The sequence below is a fragment of the Streptomyces sp. NPDC058401 genome, from assembly GCF_042722885.1.
In the GTDB taxonomy this organism is placed as follows: Bacteria; Actinomycetota; Actinomycetes; order Streptomycetales; family Streptomycetaceae; genus Streptomyces.
The window spans coordinates 41,768-59,381 of sequence record NZ_JBHXKA010000030.1 but is presented as its reverse complement, the minus strand read 5'-3'; the positions used below and the strand labels follow the sequence as shown (position 1 = coordinate 59,381).

Here is a 17,614-nt window from a genome sequence, read left to right as displayed (position 1 = left end):
GCGGGCTCGGGATCGGGATCGTTACGGCCCGACGAAGATCGAGTTGATCGGCGAGAGGTTCACGTTGACGGCTTCGTCCTGGTAGAGCGGGCCGTACCAGGTGCCGCCCCCGCCGTATCCCGTGCAGAACCACGCCCGCCAGCCGCCGGTCTGGTTGTTGAGCACGTAGTGGTAGCCCTCCTGGCCGCTCAGGTCATGGGCCTTGTTCGCGCTGAACCGGTGCGACGGCCGGTCGTTGTTCCACCCGGCACCCTCCGGGTAGATGCACACGGAGCCCGAGGGGCACCCGTGCACCGTCACGCCCGACGCCGCGGCGGGCGATGCCGCCAAGACCCCCGTACCCAGCGCCATCACCCCCGTGGCCGCAACTGCCGCGAGCTTCGTGCGTAAGGACGTACGTGACATCACAGTCCCCCTGTCAGTAGGAGCGGGGCCCTGCGACCTCCCCGCAGCACTGATGTTCCGGGCCCGCGGCCTGCGCCGCGATCCTTTCGGGTACCGCCGAAACCTGCGCTCGGTCCCGGGACAACCAGAGGCCCCGGACGGGCGTCCTCATGATCAATACGGACGGACCGCCGCACGCCGCACGACAGGAGCTCCATCAGTGACCAGCTCGCCGCAGGAGGCCGACGGCACACCGCAGCCCGGCGCGGAGGTGACCACCGAGCCCGCGACCCCGCGGGCCGCGCTCGCCGCGCTGGGCTGGTCCGCCGCCGTCACGGCCGTGGTCGTGGCCGTCGGGTACGCCTTCTACCGGTGGCCGGCCACCGGCCTTCCGCTGGAACCCCTCCCCGGCCCGCCGTGGCCCTACCTCGCCACCTGGGGCGTCCTCTGCCTGGCCTGCTGCCTGCTGCTGCGCTGGTCGACGGGGTTCAAGGGCCTGGAGGGCGGCGCCCAGGCCATCGGCGCCCTGTCCGTCGGGGGCATCCGGACCTCCCTGGCCCACCGCCCCGACCCCGCCCTCCTGTGGACGTACGGCGCCCTCGCCCTGGCAGTGGCCGCGGTGGCGGCGGTCTTCTGGCGGCTCCGCCGCCGCTCCTGAAACCCGGCGGAGCACAGCCGAAGCGCTCAGCGCACAGCCGAAGCGCTCAGCCGCCGCTGTGGAGGAGGTCCACGCCCAGCGCCGTCGCCGAGTGCAGGACCGCCTTGCCGTCGCGGGCCGTGGTGATCAGGCCCGCCGCGCGCAGGGTGCGGGTGTGCTCCGAGACCGACGGGAGGCTGATGTCCAGGTCACGGGCCAGCTCCGAGGTGGTCCGCTGCTCGATCAGCAGCTGGAGGACCGCGGCCCTGGTCCGCCCCAGCAGCGCGTCCAGCGCGCCTTCCGCCCGGTCCGGGGACACCAGCGGCAGGGGGGTCATCGCCGGGTAGAGGAGTACGTACGTCCCGTCCGGGTGGTCGTCCAGCAGCGGGCGGCCCGTCCAGAACGGCGAGGGCATCAGGACGAGCCCGCGCCCGCCGAGGCGGACCTCGTAGTCCGGCGGCCGGTCCACCTCGAAGACCAGGCCCGACCAGTCGGCCGCCGCGTGCGTGCTCGCCAGGCAGGCCTTGATCCCGTGCGCGGCCAGCAGCCGGGTCCGCCAGGCCACGTCCGCCTGGAAGGACTGCCGGATCCGCGGCCACTGCGGGGCGATCAGCACCTCGTACGCGGACCGGATCGCCGAGTCGAGCTGCTCCCAGGCCTCCCGGTCCTGCCCCCACAGGGCGCGCAGCCACGACGGGGACCCGGGCGCGCGGGTGGCGGCGCGGGCCAGCCCCTCCGGGGTGAGGAACGGGACCCGTTCCCGTATGACGCTGAGGCCCTCCTCCAGGCTCCGCGCGTACGGCTCCACGAAGTGGGGATTGTCGCCGTCGGGCCGCAGGAGGTCGAAAAGCGGCCGCACCCGCCCCGGCAGCTCCTGCGCGGCAAGGCTTCGCCAACGGCCGAAAACCGCCTGCTGATCCGTACGCTGCGCCGCGACGAGCGCGAGGGCCAGCTCCACCAGGGGCAGCGGCTCGCTCGCGAAGGTGACGTTGAGCAGGTCCTCGGCCTCGAAGTGCACGCGCAGCATGTCCGCCCCGGGCCGTTCCGTGGTTAGCCGTACATGCGGCGCATGGCGTAGTCGACCATCTGCTCGACCGCCTTCGCGTCGAAGACCATCCGGTGGTCGCCCTCCATGTCGAGGACGAAGCCGTACCCGGTGGGCAGCAGGTCGATCACCTCGGCGCCGGTGATCACGAAGTACTTGGACTCCTTGCCGGCGTACCGGCGCAGCTCCTTGAGCGTGGTGAACATCGGAATGACCGGCTGCTGCGTGTTGTGCAGCGCGAGGAAGCCCGGGGTGTCCCCGCGCGGGCAGTAGACCTTCGAGGAGGCGAAGATCTGCTGGAAGTCCTCGGCGGACAGCGACCCGGTCGTGAAGGCGCGCACCGCGTCCGCGAGGGAGGGCGGCGAGGGCTCGGGGTACAGCGGCTGCTGTTGCTGCTGCGCGTAGCCCTGCTGGGGCTGGGCGTAGCCGCCCTGCTGCCCCGCGCTCACGTTCTGGTCATAGCCGTACATGGCCCGAAGCCTACCGAGGCGGCGGCCTCCGGGTGCGTCGAGTTCCGGTCAGTGGGACTTCAGCCCCTGCACGAAGCCCGCCCACGCGGGGGCCCCCACGACCATGACTGGCCCGGAGCGCCACTTGGTGTCCCGAACCGGGACCAGCCCGGTGACGCCGTCCGCGACCTCGACGCAGTCGCCCTGATCGCCGTTGGTATAGGTGCTGGTCCTCCAGACGGCGTTGCTCAAGTCAGTCCCGCTGTATGCCATTTCGGAGTTCCTCGGCTGTCGATTCGATCAGGTCGAGGGACGCCTCAGATGGCAGTGCGGCGGCCCTGAGCCGATCGTATGCCTTGCGATATCGCTTCACGATGGCCGGATCATCGATGACTTGCCCGGAGTACGGGCCCTCGGTGTACATGATCGGCGGCTCGTCATCGAACTCCATGAGCTTGATCGACTGCGCCATGAACGGGCTCACGGGGGCGTTCCACAGAAGGATCTGTGGAACGACCCGGCGGCGCCGGGCCAGCGCCGCCACGTGGTCCAGCTGCTCCGCCATCTCCCGGGGCGGAAGCAACGGACTGCGCAGCAGCGGCTCGTGCAGGATCACCCAGTACTCCGGCCGCTGAGGATCGTCGAAGAGCCGACCTCGGCGCAATCGGTTCCGGACCTTGGTGTCCACCATTTCCGGCAGGTCCAGTGGGTGCGTGGTGTTCGCGATCGCGCGAGTGTAGGGACCCGTGTGCAGCAGTCCGGGGATGAGCGCATTGGCCCACTCCTCGATGGACCGCGCCCGCTTCTCGGCTTCGGCGACCGGCGCGAAGTACTCGGCATGTCCGTCCAGGCGTGCCTTGCGAACGTCCTCACAGCCTCGGGAGAAGAGCCCGTCGGTCTTCAGGAACTGGTCCACGTGTCGCGCCAGGTCCTCCGGCATGCGCCGCTGCCCTCGCTCGATCTCACTGAGGTAGCTGATTCCGTAGAAGGACCCCTTAACCACCTGCTGGAGCGTGTACCCCGCCGTCTCCCGCCTCCAGCGCAGCTCCTTGCCGTAGAAGGCCGGCACGCTCGCCGACCCGTCAATGTCCTTACGTGCGGCCACGACCCCCTGCTTTCCACACTTCGCGCTGTGGACTGGAAACCCTTCCCACGCTACGCCGGGCCACGCCAGCCTGTGAGGGCTTCGTCACACACAGTCGGCAATGCGAAAGGCTGCGCCATGAGCGACCACCCCCACGACCACGAGGCGACCCAGGCCCTGGAGAACCTCCGGGCCGCCCTCGCAGGGCACGGCATCACGCTCCCCTCCCTCGACCTCCACCTCCTCTCCTACGCCGGGCGCTACACGAGCCCACCCCTCATCGCCCTCGGCAACTGCAACCCCGCCACCGCCCAGCGCCTGGCCGACGCACTGGCGGCCCGGTGAACAGCGATCTCACGCTCCGACTCCTCGCCACCCCCGGCGCCGTCCCCCTGGCCCGCCACGCAGTGCGCGCGCACCTGGGGAGCCATGACCTGGAGCTCTGCGTCAGCGAGCTGCTCACCAACGCCCTCACCCACCTGGGCGAAGGCACGCCCGTCACGCTTCGGGTCACCGGAAGGGCAGCCCGTACGCGGGTCGAGCTCACCGACCCCGACCCGCACGCATGCCCCGTAAGGCGACACCCCACGGACGGCGACGAATCCGGCCGGGGCCTAGCCCTGCTCGACGCGCTCGCGCTGCAATGGGGGGTCATCACGGGGCCTGGGAGCAAGACCGTCTGGTGTGAGCTCGAACTTGACCCTGGTCACAGTCGCCACGGAAGGGTTGCTCTTATTACCGGTGGGTAGCATCATTACGTTACCGATTGGTATGCACGAGGAACCACTCTCACCGAGCCTTAACGGAGCCGTCGCCATGGGGCACTACAAGTCGAATCTCCGCGACATCGAGTTCAACCTCTTCGAGGTGCTCGGGCGCGACAACGTGTACGGCACCGGTCCGTTCGGTGAGATGGACACCGAGACCGCGAAGACGATCCTCAGCGAGGTGGCCAAGCTCTCCGAGAACGAGCTGGCCGCCTCCTTCGAGGACGCCGACCGCAACCCGCCGGTCTTCGACCCGACGACGAACACCGCGCCCGTCCCGGCGTCCTTCAAGAAGAGCTACAAGGCCTTCATGGACTCCGAGTACTGGCGCCTGGGCCTGCCCGAGGAGATCGGCGGCACCACCTCGCCCCGCTCCCTGATCTGGGCCTTCGCCGAGACGATCCTGGGTGCGAACCCGGCCGTGTGGATGTACTCCTCCGGCCCGGCGTTCGCCGGCGTCCTCTACGAAGAGGGCAACGAGGTCCAGAAGAAGATCGCCGCGCTCGCGGTCGAGAAGCGCTGGGGCTCCACCATGGTCCTCACCGAGCCGGACGCCGGTTCGGACGTCGGCGCGGGCCGCACGAAGGCGGTCCAGCAGGACGACGGCTCCTGGCACATCGAGGGCGTGAAGCGCTTCATCACCTCGGGCGAGCACGACATGGAGGAGAACATCCTCCACTACGTCCTCGCGCGCCCCGAGGGCCACGGTGCGGGCACCAAGGGCCTGTCCCTCTTCCTGGTCCCGAAGTTCCACTTCGACCGGGAGACCGGCGAGCTGGGCGAGCGCAACGGCGTCTACGCGACGAACGTCGAGCACAAGATGGGCCTCAAGGCCTCCAACACGTGCGAGATGACCTTCGGCGACCAGCACCCCGCCAAGGGCTGGCTGATCGGTGACAAGCACGACGGCATCCGCCAGATGTTCATGATCATCGAGTTCGCCCGCATGATGGTCGGCACGAAGGCCATCGCGACGCTCTCGACGGGCTACCTGAACGCCCTGGAGTACGCCAAGGAGCGCGTGCAGGGTCCCGACCTGGCCAACTTCATGGACAAGACGGCCCCCAAGGTCACCATCACGCACCACCCCGACGTGCGCCGCTCGCTCATGACGCAGAAGGCGTACGCCGAGGGCATGCGCGCCCTGGTCCTCTACACCGCCTCCGTCCAGGACGAGATCCAGGTCAAGCAGGCCGCCGGCGAGGACACCGCGTCCCTGGTGGGCCTCAACGACCTGCTGCTGCCGATCGTGAAGGGCTACGGCTCCGAGAAGTCCTACGAGCAGCTCGCGCAGTCGCTCCAGACCTTCGGCGGCTCGGGCTACCTGCAGGAATACCCGATCGAGCAGTACATCCGCGACGCCAAGATCGACACCCTCTACGAGGGCACCACGGCCATCCAGGGCCAGGACTTCTTCTTCCGGAAGATCGTCCGCGACCAGGGCGCCGCCCTGAACGTCCTCACCGAGACGATCAAGAAGTTCCTGGCCGAGGGCGACGGCGGCGAGGAGCTGGCCCCGGCCCGCGACGCGCTCGCCAAGGCGGCCGTCGACCTGGAGGCCATCGTCGGCCAGATGGTCGTCGACCTCACCGCCACCGGCGAGGACGTCAAGAACATCTACAAGGTCGGCCAGAACACCACTCGGCTGCTGATGGCCTCCGGTGACGTGGTCGTCGGCTACCTGCTCCTCAAGGGCGCGGCCGTCGCCGCCGAGAAGCTGCCGACCGCCTCCGCCAAGGACGTGCCGTTCTACACCGGCAAGATCGCGGCGGCGAAGTTCTTCGCCGGCGAGGTCCTCCCGGGCGTCTCGGTGGCCCGCGCGCTCGCCGAGTCCGTCGACAACACCCTGATGGAGCTCGACGAGGCCGCCTTCTAGGCCCCCGTCCCTCCTCCCACAGCTGTACGCGGTGTACGTACGCGCAGTCGGCCGGGTCCTCCGCACGGGGGCCCGGCCGTCGGCGTGCGCGCGCAGGCGACTCCGGCCGCGCCTCGCCCGCAGGGCCCCGTACCGCCTGTGGGCTGCGGGGTTCCCGGGATGTCGGTGGTTCGTGGGACGCTCGTGGGTATGAGTCCACAGGAGCAGCAGCGCGGCAGCAGGGGGTACTCGGTCCCGACCGGGCGGCCCTATGCCCTCAAGGAGCTGCAGTCCGCCGTGGGCAGCCTCGGAGACCACCTCAAGGAGCTGTACGAGGGCGCCCACCCCACCGAGTACGAATCGGTGGCCGACGCCCTCTACACCGCCTTCCAGACCGCCGCCGGGCTCGCCCCCGCCAAGAGCTACACCGGCTGCGCGGAGCACCCCAACGGCGCCCTGGACCCCGAGGCGCCCGACGGCTGGGGGCGCTGCCTGATCTGCAACGACCGGCGCCGCCTCGGACTGCGCGCCAAGGGCGCCCGGGCCGCGTCCGCCGCCCCGCCCGCCGGGGAGCAGCGCCGGCTCGGATACCCCGTACCGGACCCCCCGTACACCCTCCAGGCGCTCCAGACCCGGCTGCGCACGGTCGAGGAGCGGCGCTTCCACCTGAGCCTGTCCTCGCCCCCCGACGACTTCGTCGCGATGGCCGACGACCTGCACCGGGCCTTCATCGTGGCCCGCGAGCTGTCGCGGCCGCGCAACGCCTCCGGCTGCTCCGAGCACCCCGGCGCACCCATCGATCCCGACGCCCCTCCCGGTGAGGCCTGTATCTTCTGCGCCGGACGCAAGAGGCGCGCGCAGCGCTCCGCGCAGACCCCGGAGATGCTCCCGCGCATCCGCCGGGGCGAGCGCAGACAGTTGCAGCGCCGCTTCGACCGTCCGCCGGGCTGACACAGCCCGGGGGCCCGGGCCACACCCCCGCGACCCCTTCTCCGGCTATCCGCCGCAGTCCGGCCATGACGAACACGACCGTCGTTAAGGTGACCCACATGAGCTCTCCCGCCGCCGCCCGCTTCGACCGCGGCCACACCGACGACCTGATGACCTTCCTGGCGGCGAGTCCGTCGCAGTACCACGCCGTGGCCAACGCGGCCGAGCGGCTGGAGAAGGCCGGATTCAGGCAGTTGGCCGAGACCGACGCGTGGGACGCGAGCACGGGCGGCAAGTTCGTACTCCGCGGGGGCGCGATCATCGCCTGGTACGTGCCCGAGGGCGCGGCCGCGCACACCCCCTTCCGGATCATCGGCGCACACACCGACTCCCCCAACCTCCGGGTCAAGCCGCTCCCCGACACCGGCGCCCAGGGCTGGCGGCAGATCGCCGTGGAGATCTACGGCGGCACCCTGCTCAACACCTGGCTCGACCGCGACCTGGGCCTGGCCGGACGCCTCACCCTGCTCGACGGCACCGAACGGCTCGTCAACATCGACCGTGCGCTGATGCGCGTACCCCAACTCGCCGTGCACCTCGACCGGTCGGTGAACACCGACGGGCTCAAGCTGGACAAGCAGCGGCACATGCAGCCGATCTGGGGCCTCGGCGACGTCCACGAAGGCGACCTGATCGCCTTCCTTGAGGACGAGGAAGACCTCGAGCGCGGCTCCGTCGCCGGATGGGACCTGATGGTCCATTCGATCGAGCCCCCGGCCTACCTCGGCCGCGACCGCGAGCTCCTCGCCGGCCCGCGCATGGACAACCTGCTCTCCGTCCACGCGGGCGTCGCGGCCCTCGCCGCGGCCTCCACGGCAGGCAAGCTCGACCACATCCCGGTACTGGCCGCCTTCGACCACGAGGAGAACGGCTCCCAGTCGGACACCGGCGCGGACGGCCCCCTGCTGGGCAACGTGCTGGAACGTTCAGTCTTCTCCCGCGGCGGCACCTACGAGGACCGCGCCCGGGCCTTCGCCGGCGCGATCTGCCTCTCCTCCGACACCGGCCACGCCGTGCACCCCAACTACGCGGAGCGGCACGACCCCTCGCACCACCCGCGCGCCAACGGCGGCCCGATCCTGAAGGTCAACGTCAACCAGCGCTACGCCACCGACGGCAGCGGCCGCGCGGTGTTCGTGAACGCCTGCGAACGCGCCGGCGTCCCGTGGCAGACCTTCGTCTCCAACAACTCGATGCCGTGCGGCACCACGATCGGCCCGATCACCGCCGCCCGCCACGGCATCCAGACGGTAGACATCGGCGTAGCCATCCTCTCCATGCACAGCGCCCGCGAACTCTGCGGCGCAGACGACCCATACCTCCTGGCCAACGTCATGCTGGCGTTCCTGGAGAACTAGCACCCCCGGCCCGACCGCCGAGCACTGAGACGACCCACCCCGGAACGTTCCGGGGTGGGTCTTTTCAACTCCGTAATTAACTGAGTAATGTACTTAGTTATGGATATGGATTTAACCGCCATCGCGCACGCCGTCCAGATCGATGGGGTCAAGCGACTCCAGATGCGCACCATCAAGGCGCACGCGGCTCCGGACCGGGCGCGATTGAGCCTGGAACTCTGTGCAGAAATCAGAGCATCGTTCGATAAATTGGGAATTATGACACTTCCCCTACGCCTTCCGACGTCCGAGAACGACTTCGTGTTCCTTTTCGAGAAGTCCGGACCGATCGGTCAAGCCGTCGCAATCGCGTCGAGTGCGGCCCTGCTGGACAGGTACGGCCAGAATCCGCTTTCCCTGCTGCTCGAAGGCCGTCCAGGGGTGAAGGAATTCCTGATTCCGTAGGTCGAAAAGGGGCGAAAATCAGCCACTTACACTCCCCTCCGGCCACCCCAGTCAGACAAACAGGCATACGGACCATCCGAGCGGGTACTACTCTCCTTTCTCAAGTAACCCGAAGTCATCCGCGAGGGCAGTTCGCCGCGTCGCGGGCTACGGGAAGAGAAAGCAACGGAGATGGACATGACCGAGGGGCATTCCCTTGCCGGTGACGGCGACCGCACACCGTTACCCTTTGCTGCAAAGATCGCCATCGCAAAGGATGGCATCCATGTAGTGGCCCCGGCCCGCGACCGCAACCTGGCCACCATCGGCTGGATGCGCATCGACTTCGACCGTCTGAAGGAAACCCTCGCGGCCTGGTCCGCGCTTCACGACGAAGCACTCGCGGACCCCGGCGTGAATGTCCGGCGAGGCGACCGGCTCCGGGCACGGAAACTCGCAGGTGGCCACGGTCGCCCCCGCCACGCTTCCGCCCGCGGCGGTCTCCTCCGGGCCGAGCGCTGGACCTACCGGTTCCTCTTCCTGAGTTTGCTCCGCCATCTCTCCGACCTGCCGAATGTCACGACCGGCGCGATGTACAGCCGCCACCTGACGGCCCCGGAACTGATCGAATCCCGGCTCGGTGAACTTGAGCTCCTGCATGCGGTCCCGGCCGAAATCCAGGCTTTGCTGGACGATCCCACCACATACGAACAGCTGGTCGACATGACCGGGTTCATCGCCCAGGCCGCGCTCCAGAACGTGGCCGGGAACCCGCACCGGCGTTTCATGTGGGCCTGGTTCCCCGAGAGCCTTCCGGGGGCCGAGGGTCCCCGCGAAGTCTGACCTCACCCGTTCAAGCCACAGCGCTCTGATCCGGCTGCCTCCACGACAAAGAGGCAGCCGGATCAGCACGTTGCGTATGCACCCGGAGGCCGCCACCCATGCCACAGCATCCTCACCAGTCCCTGGTCGTCAGCTGGGGGAACGAACAGATCACAGTGTCCAACCTGGGACCCGACCTGCCCGCCGGACCCGGCGAGGCCGACGTCCGCAAGGTCGTCGAAGCCGGCACCGCCAACCCCGCGACCCGTCTCCCCGAGGCCGCGTTGCATGCCATCGGCCGTGCCACGACCGGCCCCGACAGCGTGGCCGTACAGCTCCGTTCCACTGCCGAGGAGACGGATGGACTCCTGATGGCAGAGAACGTCGACGGCGCCACGCTCCACTCCGTCATCACCCGCGCCTACTTCACCGAGCTGCTGCCCGGAATCCAGCCGCGCACGGGAGTGGAGCACCAAGAAGTCGACGATCCCCAGGTCCAGGGCGTCACGGACGACGGGCACCCTTGCGCGATCCTCCAGTACCGGTACCGCGACCTGGAGCACCTCAGGAACCACATCTGGCAGACCATCTACGGGACCCTGTCGCTCAACAGCTACGCGATCTCCATCCTCCGCCGGAAGGTGACGCGCAGCCTGATCACCCACCCTGTGGAGATCTGCTTCGAGGACGGCACCGAGTCCTTCCACGCCCTGACCGTCCGGGACGGGATCACCCGGCTGGCCAGCGCCTGGGCCGTGCTCGCGGGCCCCGGCGCCGACCACGAAGAGGCCGCGACCCTGGCGGTGGACACGCTCTTCGGCAGGGGGCCCGCGCCCGCGGGTGACGGCAGCCCGCTCGGAGACCGTTTGGCAGCCGGCCGCGAGCGCCGCCGTGCGTCGCTGCGCGAGGAGTACGACCAGCAGATGGACAGCGCGGACCCCGGCCTCCGCGCCGCCCAGATCGTGCAGACCTACGTCGTGCCCGTCCAGATCGCGGTCGGAGTGACGGGGCACGGGCGTCTGCTGGCCTCGGAGGACCTCTTCGACGACGCGATCCGTTCCGTACTGGCCTCGATCCACGTCGAGTTCAAGGAATGGAAGGAATCCGCCCAGAACATCGAGGTTGCAACACGCGCCCTCAAGCGCGTGATCCAGGCGGGGGACTCCGCGATACCTCAGGACGATCTCAAGACCGTCTACGGTCTGGCCGTCGGCCGCATCCCGTTCGAGGACTTGCCCAAGCACTTCCCCGGGAACGACGCCCCTGTTCCCGCCACCGCGCTGTGGCGGGCCGTGTGCCTGGTGCACGCGCTGACCAGGCCCGAGCTGATGGACCTCCTCAAGGACCAGGCCAAGCTCATCAAGGGCGGCCGGCGCATGAGCACGAAGGGGTACGCCGAGCTGCTGGGACCGATCATCGACCTGCCTTGGCGCTCCAAGAAGAAGCTCGTGACAACCCAGGCACGCAATGCCTGGAAGAACGGGGGTGTGCTGACCTCCACCGTCACCTCCGAGTGGGAGCCCGTACCCACACACGACTTCACCACACTGGTCGCCCCGGCACTCGCAGGAGACACCAACGCCCGCTGCACGCTGGCCGTGGCCGGCGGCGTGGCGCTCATCGCGGACAAACTCCTTACCCGGAATGTCGGTTCGAGCCTCTCCGCCTCCAAAGTAAGGGGCGGAGTTCCCTTCCGTGCCGATGTCAACCTGATCGTCGACGGCCTGTCCCGACCCAGCAACGAGCGCGGCCTGTGGACCCTCGCCCTCGCGGCGAACCGCTTCCGAAGCGATGCGCTGCCCGAAAACGCGGCGACCTCACGACCGCTCATACACCGGGACAAGGCCCTCGACGACTCGACCGCGCCCTACGTCCACTACGCCCTGGACCTGGAGGCCGAGGACAAAGCCGCCCGCGACGCCGATGGCGTGCCCGAGCTCCTCCACCAATGGGACGTCGTCTGGGATTCCGATTCGGTCCGGGCCACCGCGAACCAGCGCCCCGTAGTCCCGCAAGCCCCGGACACGCTGTTCGGTCCCACGGATCCCACGGACTCAAAGGACGCCGACGTCTCCACGGCCCCGGCGGTGGACCTGCCCCACCCCCGCGATCCCGACGTCCCCGACACCAGGCCGGTCAGCCAGCGTGCCGCCGGCCACCGGCAGACTCTCCGGCGGGCCGTGACGGTGTCGCGCGATGCGCTGGACCGGCTCCTGGAACTCGAGCCGGAGGTCGGGGGCCACACTCCGATCATCCCGGTGGACGCCCTCGACGACCTTCACAAGGTGCTCATCGGTCTGCAGACGGATGTCGAGAACCTCCGGCGGAGCATCAACTCCGCCGAGGACCCGTCCTGGGAAGACGAGGAGGTGTAGCGGCCCGCGACCCGTCCGGCTACTGGCTCACGTCCCCGTCCATCCCCGCCAGCACCAGCGGCAGGCGGGTCGTGCCGTCGGTGGTGATGGTCAGGGGGACGCCCCAGTCCTGTTGGTGGACGTGGCAGGCCGGGTATTCGTTGGCCGGGTCGTCGTCGCAGGAGGCGGCCATCGCGGAGACGTGGAGGACGCCCTCGGTCAGGGTCGGGTTCAGGGCGAGGTCCCGGAAGAGGTCCGTGCCGGCTCCGGAGCCCGCCGTCAGCAGCTCGGGCGGGGTCGAGGAGACCAGCAGCCGGGTCGAGGGACCGTAGCGGGTGTCGAGCTTCTGGCCGGACGGGGCCTGGAAGACGATGTCGAGCCGGAGCGTGCCGGGGGCCACCTCGGTGGCGGCCCGCTTGGTGCGGTGGGCGACCGCGTCGACCCGTACGGCCTCCTCGGGGAGCCGCAGCCGGGTCAGGCGGTGCCGGGCCGACTCCACCACCACGATGTCGTCCCCGACCAGCACGGCGTCGCTGGGCTCGCGCAGGTCGGTCGCCAGGGTGGTGACCTGGCCGGTCGCCGGGTCGTAGCGGCGCAGGGCGTGGTTGTACGTGTCGCACACCGCGACCGAGCCGTCGGGCAGTGCGGTCACCCCGAGCGGGTGCTGGAGCAGCGCCTGGGCGGCGTCGCCGTCCCGGTGGCCGAAGTCGAACAGGCCGGACCCGACGGCGGTGCGGATGGCGTAGCCGCCCTCGCCCGCCTCCACGTACCGGAGCGAGCTCGTCTCGGAGTCGGCGATCCACAGCCGGTCCTCCGTGGCGGCGAGCCCCGACGGCTGGGCGAACCAGGCCTCGGCGGCCGGCCCGTCGTGCAGCCCCTCGTTGGTCGTGCCGGCGGCGACCTCCACGGTGTTGTTCTCCGGGTCCCAGGTCCACAGCTGGTGGACGCCCGCCATGGCGATCCACACCCGGCCCTGCCACCAGGCCACGTCCCACGGCGAGGACAGGTCGACCTCCAGGGCCGGCCCGGAGGTCGGGGAGCCCTGCCACCACTGCCGCCCGGTCCCGGCGACGGTCTCCACGGCCCCGGTCTCGGGGTCGAAGCGCCGCAGCGCGTGATTGACGGTGTCGGCGACGACCACGGACCCGTCGGGCAGCAGCGCCAGCCCCTGCGGCTCGCTGAACGCCTCCGGCCCGAACCCGCGCTCCCCGCCACCCACACGCCGTACGACGCTCTCCCCGTCGGGGGCCAGCTCCACGAGCTGGTGCCGGGTCGTGTCGGAGACGAGCAGGTTCCCGGACGGCAGCACGAGCGCCTTCCCGGGGAACCGCAGGTCACCCGCCACCGGCTCGGGAGCCACGTACGGCCCGTCCCCGCGCCGCAGCGTGCCCTTGGCCTCGTGCTCGGCCTCCAGCTCCGCCACGAGCTTCGCGATGGCGTGCGCGTGCCCCTCGCCGGCGTGCTGCGCGACGACGTACCCCTCGGGGTCGATCACCACGAGCGTGGGCCAGGCGCGGACGGCGTACTGCTTCCAGGTCGCGAGCTCGGGGTCGTCGAGCACGGGATGGTGCACCCCGTACCGCTCGACGGCGTCGACGACGGCGGAGTGCTCGGCCTCGTGCACGAACTTCGGCGAGTGCACGCCGACGATCACGACGGTGTCGCGGTGCTTCTCCTCCAGCTCGCGCAACTCGTCCAGCACGTGCAGGCAGTTCACACAGCAGAAGGTCCAAAAATCGAGGATCGTGATGCGTCCTCGCAGGTCGGCAAGGGTCAGGTCCTTCCCGCCGGTGTTGAGCCAGCCCCCCTTGCCGATCAGCTCGGGGGCACGGACACGGGCACGTCGGCGGGGCGCGGGCGCGGGGGTGGGCGCCGGGGCGGCATCGTTCATGCTTCAAGCTTGCCATCCGGGTATGAACGCCCGACCACACGCATACGTCAGGGGGAGCGGGCCGGGCTTCAGGGTGTGGGCGGGGTCAGGGCTCCGACCGCGGTGGTGGCGGCTCGCTCTATGAGGGCGGTGCCCGCCTCTCGGGTGGGCTGGCCGTCGGTGAGGACGGCGAGCAGGAGGGTGTGGCCTTCGTGCTCCACGAGGCCGATGCTGTTGACCGCCCATCGGGCGGGCGTTCCGACCGGGAGCCAGCCGTTCTTGAGTACGGGCGGGGTGCCGGGGGCTCTCGCCGCGCCTACGCCCCAGTTCTGGTCGGCGGCGATGTCGGCCATGAGGGTGCGCATGTACGTCCGGGAGGCGGCGGTCAAGGGGGAGTGTTCGGTGAACACGGCCTTCAGGAGGGTGATTTGGTCGCCGGCCGTGGTGCGGGTGAGGCCCCAGGGGACCTGCTGGCCGGCGTGGGCCGGGGTGAATCCGAGTCGGGCGTTGGCCGCGTCCAGGCCCTGGCGTCTGCCGATGGCCGTCCAGAGTTCCTGGGTCGCGTCGTTGTCGCTGACGCGGATCATGGCCGAGGCCAGCCGTCGCTGGTCGGGGGTGAGGCTGCCGCCGCGGTCCTGGGTCCGGAGCAGCAGGGTGGCCAGGATGTCGACCTTGATGATGCTCGCGGAGACGAAGGTCTCGGTGGACGGGCCGTAGGCGGCCGCACGGCCCGAGGTGAGGTCCTCCACGGCGAGCGCGTACCGGCCCTGGTGCGGTCCGAGCCCGTCGAGGGCGCGGCGCACGGCCTGGTCCGGAGCCACCGGCTCCGCGGGGGCCGGGGTCTTGGGGGGCGTCGCAGCGGGGGCCGGGGCCGTCGGGGCTGCCGCCGTCGGGGCCGTCGCCGTCGGGGCTGCCGCTCTCGGGGCCGTCGCCGTCGGCAGGGGGCGGGGAGGCGCGGACTCGGCGAGGCCCGGGGTCGGTATCAGGAGGCGGGCCGCCAGGGCGCCGCCCAGGACCAGGGGGAGGAGTAAGGCCGTCCGGTGCTTCATGCGGGACTCGCTTTCCGATGTGCGGGCACGCGGACATCGCCCCGCGGCGCATCAGGGCGCGTCAGGGCATGCCGAAGCGAGCCGTGGCGTGTGTCGGGGTGTGGATCGGGATGTGGATCGGGATGTGGATCGGGATGTGTGCCGGGGCGTGCCGGGATGTGCGGCATGCGGCAGGGCCCGTCAGGGGGGCCGGACGCGCCGCCGTGCGGGCGCGGTCCGGTGCCGTTCGCTGCCGGCGGGTGCTACTGCCCGCGGAGCCGGGTCAGCGGCGGTCGGCGGTCGGCGGTCGGCGCCGGGCGGTGCGGATCAGCCCCCGCAGGAACGGGTGATCTTCTCGTCCTCGCCGATCTCGATCGGGAAGGCGGAGGCGGGGTCGCCGCCGAGGTTCACGGTCCATCCGTGGGTGATGGTTCCGGACGAGGGGTTGTCGGCGAGCCAGAAGGCGGGCCTGGTGTGGGAGCAGGTGCCGGCGGTCGGGCCCTGGGCCGCGGCGGACCGGAGCTGCGGGGACACGAACTGCTTCCCGAGCGTCTCCAGTGCAGTGGAGTCACCGGACTTGGTGGCCGCCACCAGTCCGCCGTAGAAGCCGGAGACCGTCGCGTCGCCGCCCTTGCCGCCTCCGGGGCCCGTCGCGCAGGTCAGGTCGACCACCAGACCCGTGGTCCCGTCGAAGGTGAGGGACGGGACCCGGTCGAGCGGCTCGGTCCCCCGGTACAGCAGGACCTGACCCGGCACCAGTACGCCGTCGGCCGCCTCGCCGCAGGTCACGCCGAGCGAGTCGGTGCCCCAGATGCGCCGGTACGTGGGCTCGTTGGCGAACAGCGCCGCCACCGCGGCCGGATCCACCTGGGAGCGGGTGGCCGGGTTCTGGTAGCGCAGGGCGGCGAGGAACAGGGTGTTCGTCGTCCGGGCCGGGTCGATCGGGGGCAGTTTGACGTGCAGGGAGGGGGCGGGAGGCATGTCGGGGCTCGGTGCGGTCGCCGCCGGTGCGGGCGCCGAGGTGTGGTCCCGGCCCTCCTGGACGGCGAAGCCGGCGCCCAGGGCCACGATCGCCGCGGCCGCCGCCGCACCCGTCTGCAGGCGGCGCCTGCGCTGCCGCACCCGCCCGATGAGGCCGTCCACGTCGTAGCCGCGCGGCGGTTCCTGGGCCGCGCGGTCGAGCATGGCCGCGGCCAGCTCCTCCTCCAGGTCGAAGTCCTTCATCCCGCCCCTTCCGATCCCGCACGCAGTGCCTGTGTACCGACGGTCGACCGGAGCTTCGACAGCCCCCGGGCCACCTGGGACCGGACCGAGCCGGCCGAGATGTTCATCAAGCGGCCGATCTCCGCGTCGTCGAGGTCCTCGAAGTACCGCAGCACCAGTACGGTGCGCATGCCGACCGGCAGGGACTGCAGTCCGCGCATCAGCTCGTCGCGGGCCACGAGCCCTTTGTACGGGTCGACCGCCGGCCCGCCCCCGGCGCCCCCGAGGCCGTCGTCCAAGGGAACTTCCGCACGCCCGCGCAGCTTGCGCCAGCGGTCGTTCGCGAGGTTCACCAGGATCCGGCGCGCGTAGGCCTCCGGTGCGTCGGCGGAGCGGACCTTGCGCCAGTGCCGGCACACCTGCTCCAGCGTGGACTGCACCAGGTCGTCGGCCACGTGCCGTTCACCGGTGATCAGCAGAGCCGTCCTGAAGAGTGCCGAGGACCGTGCCTGCACGAAAGCCGTGAAGGCGGGAACATCAGCGGTTCGCATGGCCACCCGGCCCGTGTCTCCTGCGCATCTGCACCTTCTGCATCTGCACCCCTCCCCCCGAAGCCCCCTTGGCTCCCCCGACGTACTGACGGGGCCCGCTGCCCGTCTGCTGCACGCACGCCGCGACCGTGACCCAAGCGTTATCTCCCGCGCCCCCGCCGGTGCCGCGCGCACTCCCCCTGCACGGCTCTGACCAGGTACGCGGTGCGCCACAGGATGAGTAGGCGTACTCAGGTGGCGGGACCCGGCAGCTTCGAGACTGGCACCAGAACGAACGAAGCAGAACGGCAAACGGCAAACGGGAAACAGGGAACGGTGAACGTCATGGTGCGGCGCTGGTCGAAGGCGGAGATGTGGGTGCCCGGCACGTACCTGGCGCTGGTGCTCGCGATGCTCGTCTACATGGCGGTCGTCAGCCGCACCGGGGACATCGGGTTCTTCGGGGTCTGGCCGATCCTGGCCACGGCGCCGGTCAGCCTGGTGCTGCTGATGGCCGTCGGCCCTGCGGCGGCGGCCCTGGACGAGACGCCGCCGCCGGTCGAGGGGCCCGTCTACGAAGGCTCCACGCCGCCTCCCGAGCCGCTGCCCACGGAGTTCATGCCGGAGCCCACCTCGCCCCCGGCGGACTGGGTGGCACCGGACACGTCCGACGGCGGCAAGTTCGACCTGCTGGGCGAGTTCGGCTTCTACGGCGCCATCCTGTTCAGCGCCCTCGTCAACGCCGCGGCGATCTGGGCCCTGCTCCGCTACGCGGCACGGCAGCACGCCGCCAGGCGTCCGCAGCTCTAGGACGC

General features: G+C 70.5%; 19 protein-coding genes. 10 read left to right on the top strand and 9 right to left on the bottom strand.

Annotated elements, in window-relative coordinates:
- Positions 1 to 21: 21 nt before the first annotated feature.
- The gene (locus ACFWNV_RS14190) at positions 22 to 300 is read right to left on the bottom strand and encodes a hypothetical protein (RefSeq protein WP_383945549.1); all 279 of its coding nucleotides are present in this window, start codon (positions 298 to 300) and stop codon (positions 22 to 24) included.
- Between the two features lie 304 nt (positions 301 to 604).
- On the opposite strand from ACFWNV_RS14190, the gene ACFWNV_RS14185 reads away from it, so the two are divergent.
- Entirely contained in the window at positions 605 to 1,042 is a 438-nt protein-coding gene (locus ACFWNV_RS14185; protein WP_383945546.1) for a hypothetical protein, read from the top strand.
- Positions 1,043 to 1,088: 46 nt separating this feature from the next.
- Here ACFWNV_RS14185 and ACFWNV_RS14180 read toward each other — a convergent pair whose 3' ends face one another.
- Genes ACFWNV_RS14180 through ACFWNV_RS14165 form a run of 4 tightly spaced genes read right to left on the bottom strand, consistent with a single transcriptional unit; the run spans position 1,089 to position 3,620 of the window.
- On the bottom strand, positions 1,089 to 2,048 hold the full coding sequence (locus ACFWNV_RS14180) for a helix-turn-helix domain-containing protein (protein ID WP_383945544.1): 960 nt from the start codon (positions 2,046 to 2,048) through the stop codon (positions 1,089 to 1,091).
- 23 nt (positions 2,049 to 2,071) lie between these two features.
- On the bottom strand, positions 2,072 to 2,536 hold the full coding sequence (locus ACFWNV_RS14175; protein WP_383945541.1) for an SseB family protein: 465 nt from the start codon (positions 2,534 to 2,536) through the stop codon (positions 2,072 to 2,074).
- A 48-nt stretch (positions 2,537 to 2,584) separates the two neighbouring features.
- Positions 2,585 to 2,788: a DUF397 domain-containing protein gene (locus tag ACFWNV_RS14170; RefSeq protein ID WP_383945538.1), complete on the bottom strand. Its 204-nt coding sequence runs from the start codon at positions 2,786 to 2,788 to the stop codon at positions 2,585 to 2,587.
- Positions 2,769 to 3,620 carry a helix-turn-helix domain-containing protein gene (locus ACFWNV_RS14165; RefSeq protein ID WP_383945535.1) on the bottom strand — a complete coding sequence of 284 codons (852 nt, stop codon included), beginning with the start codon at positions 3,618 to 3,620 and terminating at the stop codon, positions 2,769 to 2,771. The genes ACFWNV_RS14170 and ACFWNV_RS14165 overlap by 20 nt, the downstream gene beginning before the upstream one ends.
- Before the next feature lie 117 nt (positions 3,621 to 3,737).
- On the opposite strand from ACFWNV_RS14165, the gene ACFWNV_RS14160 reads away from it, so the two are divergent.
- The 8 genes from ACFWNV_RS14160 to ACFWNV_RS14125 all read left to right on the top strand — a co-directional run bounded on the left by ACFWNV_RS14160 (position 3,738) and on the right by ACFWNV_RS14125 (position 12,189).
- On the top strand, positions 3,738 to 3,944 hold the full coding sequence (locus tag ACFWNV_RS14160; protein WP_383945532.1) for a hypothetical protein: 207 nt from the start codon (positions 3,738 to 3,740) through the stop codon (positions 3,942 to 3,944).
- Entirely contained in the window at positions 3,941 to 4,348 is a 408-nt protein-coding gene (locus ACFWNV_RS14155) for an ATP-binding protein (protein WP_383945529.1), read from the top strand. Before ACFWNV_RS14160 ends, ACFWNV_RS14155 begins: the two co-directional genes overlap by 4 nt.
- 67 nt (positions 4,349 to 4,415) lie before the next feature.
- Positions 4,416 to 6,242 (top strand): acyl-CoA dehydrogenase, encoded by a 1,827-nt coding sequence (locus ACFWNV_RS14150; protein ID WP_383945526.1) that lies wholly within the window; start codon positions 4,416 to 4,418, stop codon positions 6,240 to 6,242.
- Between the two features lie 189 nt (positions 6,243 to 6,431).
- The gene (locus ACFWNV_RS14145) at positions 6,432 to 7,172 is read left to right on the top strand and encodes a hypothetical protein (protein ID WP_383945523.1); all 741 of its coding nucleotides are present in this window, start codon (positions 6,432 to 6,434) and stop codon (positions 7,170 to 7,172) included.
- Positions 7,173 to 7,270: 98 nt separating this feature from the next.
- Positions 7,271 to 8,569, top strand: a complete 1,299-nt coding sequence (locus ACFWNV_RS14140; protein ID WP_383945520.1) for a M18 family aminopeptidase — start codon at positions 7,271 to 7,273, stop codon at positions 8,567 to 8,569.
- Between the two features lie 99 nt (positions 8,570 to 8,668).
- Positions 8,669 to 9,013, top strand: a complete 345-nt coding sequence (locus ACFWNV_RS14135; RefSeq protein ID WP_383945517.1) for a hypothetical protein — start codon at positions 8,669 to 8,671, stop codon at positions 9,011 to 9,013.
- Between the two features lie 177 nt (positions 9,014 to 9,190).
- Entirely contained in the window at positions 9,191 to 9,835 is a 645-nt protein-coding gene (locus ACFWNV_RS14130; protein WP_383945514.1) for a hypothetical protein, read from the top strand.
- 98 nt (positions 9,836 to 9,933) lie between these two features.
- A complete protein-coding gene (locus ACFWNV_RS14125) occupies positions 9,934 to 12,189 on the top strand; it encodes a hypothetical protein (protein WP_383945511.1) in 2,256 nt (751 codons plus the stop codon).
- A 19-nt stretch (positions 12,190 to 12,208) separates the two neighbouring features.
- Here ACFWNV_RS14125 and ACFWNV_RS14120 read toward each other — a convergent pair whose 3' ends face one another.
- From ACFWNV_RS14120 to ACFWNV_RS14105, 4 genes are all read right to left on the bottom strand, one after another.
- Positions 12,209 to 14,059, bottom strand: coding sequence for an NHL domain-containing thioredoxin family protein (locus tag ACFWNV_RS14120; RefSeq protein ID WP_383945508.1), 1,851 nt, complete (start codon positions 14,057 to 14,059; stop codon positions 12,209 to 12,211).
- A gap of 68 nt (positions 14,060 to 14,127) precedes the next feature.
- Positions 14,128 to 15,087 carry a serine hydrolase gene (locus tag ACFWNV_RS14115; protein WP_383945505.1) on the bottom strand — a complete coding sequence of 320 codons (960 nt, stop codon included), beginning with the start codon at positions 15,085 to 15,087 and terminating at the stop codon, positions 14,128 to 14,130.
- Between the two features lie 306 nt (positions 15,088 to 15,393).
- On the bottom strand, positions 15,394 to 16,290 hold the full coding sequence (locus ACFWNV_RS14110; RefSeq protein ID WP_383945503.1) for a hypothetical protein: 897 nt from the start codon (positions 16,288 to 16,290) through the stop codon (positions 15,394 to 15,396).
- Positions 16,287 to 16,820, bottom strand: a complete 534-nt coding sequence (locus tag ACFWNV_RS14105) for a SigE family RNA polymerase sigma factor (RefSeq protein ID WP_383945579.1) — start codon at positions 16,818 to 16,820, stop codon at positions 16,287 to 16,289. Before ACFWNV_RS14105 ends, ACFWNV_RS14110 begins: the two co-directional genes overlap by 4 nt.
- 324 nt (positions 16,821 to 17,144) lie before the next feature.
- Here ACFWNV_RS14105 and ACFWNV_RS14100 point away from each other — a divergent pair, with 324 nt between their 5' ends.
- Entirely contained in the window at positions 17,145 to 17,609 is a 465-nt protein-coding gene (locus tag ACFWNV_RS14100) for an SCO4225 family membrane protein (RefSeq protein WP_383945575.1), read from the top strand.
- Positions 17,610 to 17,614 lie beyond the last annotated feature (5 nt).

Excerpts from the sequence above, each read along its gene's own strand:
- ACFWNV_RS14150 (WP_383945526.1), top strand. The coding sequence starts at position 4,416 with ATGGGGCACTACAAGTCGAATCTCCGCGACATCGAGTTCAACCTCTTC.
- ACFWNV_RS14170 (WP_383945538.1), bottom strand. The coding sequence starts at position 2,788 with ATGGCATACAGCGGGACTGACTTGAGCAACGCCGTCTGGAGGACCAGC.
- ACFWNV_RS14100 (WP_383945575.1), top strand. The coding sequence starts at position 17,145 with ATGGTGCGGCGCTGGTCGAAGGCGGAGATGTGGGTGCCCGGCACGTAC.
- ACFWNV_RS14130 (WP_383945514.1), top strand. The coding sequence starts at position 9,191 with ATGACCGAGGGGCATTCCCTTGCCGGTGACGGCGACCGCACACCGTTA.
- ACFWNV_RS14110 (WP_383945503.1), bottom strand. The coding sequence starts at position 16,290 with ATGAAGGACTTCGACCTGGAGGAGGAGCTGGCCGCGGCCATGCTCGAC.
- ACFWNV_RS14160 (WP_383945532.1), top strand. The coding sequence starts at position 3,738 with ATGAGCGACCACCCCCACGACCACGAGGCGACCCAGGCCCTGGAGAAC.
- ACFWNV_RS14140 (WP_383945520.1), top strand. The coding sequence starts at position 7,271 with ATGAGCTCTCCCGCCGCCGCCCGCTTCGACCGCGGCCACACCGACGAC.
- ACFWNV_RS14120 (WP_383945508.1), bottom strand. The coding sequence starts at position 14,059 with ATGAACGATGCCGCCCCGGCGCCCACCCCCGCGCCCGCGCCCCGCCGA.
- ACFWNV_RS14105 (WP_383945579.1), bottom strand. The coding sequence starts at position 16,820 with ATGCGAACCGCTGATGTTCCCGCCTTCACGGCTTTCGTGCAGGCACGG.
- ACFWNV_RS14135 (WP_383945517.1), top strand. The coding sequence starts at position 8,669 with ATGGATATGGATTTAACCGCCATCGCGCACGCCGTCCAGATCGATGGG.
- ACFWNV_RS14115 (WP_383945505.1), bottom strand. The coding sequence starts at position 15,087 with ATGAAGCACCGGACGGCCTTACTCCTCCCCCTGGTCCTGGGCGGCGCC.
- ACFWNV_RS14125 (WP_383945511.1), top strand. The coding sequence starts at position 9,934 with ATGCCACAGCATCCTCACCAGTCCCTGGTCGTCAGCTGGGGGAACGAA.
- ACFWNV_RS14145 (WP_383945523.1), top strand. The coding sequence starts at position 6,432 with ATGAGTCCACAGGAGCAGCAGCGCGGCAGCAGGGGGTACTCGGTCCCG.
- ACFWNV_RS14180 (WP_383945544.1), bottom strand. The coding sequence starts at position 2,048 with ATGCTGCGCGTGCACTTCGAGGCCGAGGACCTGCTCAACGTCACCTTC.
- ACFWNV_RS14175 (WP_383945541.1), bottom strand. The coding sequence starts at position 2,536 with ATGTACGGCTATGACCAGAACGTGAGCGCGGGGCAGCAGGGCGGCTAC.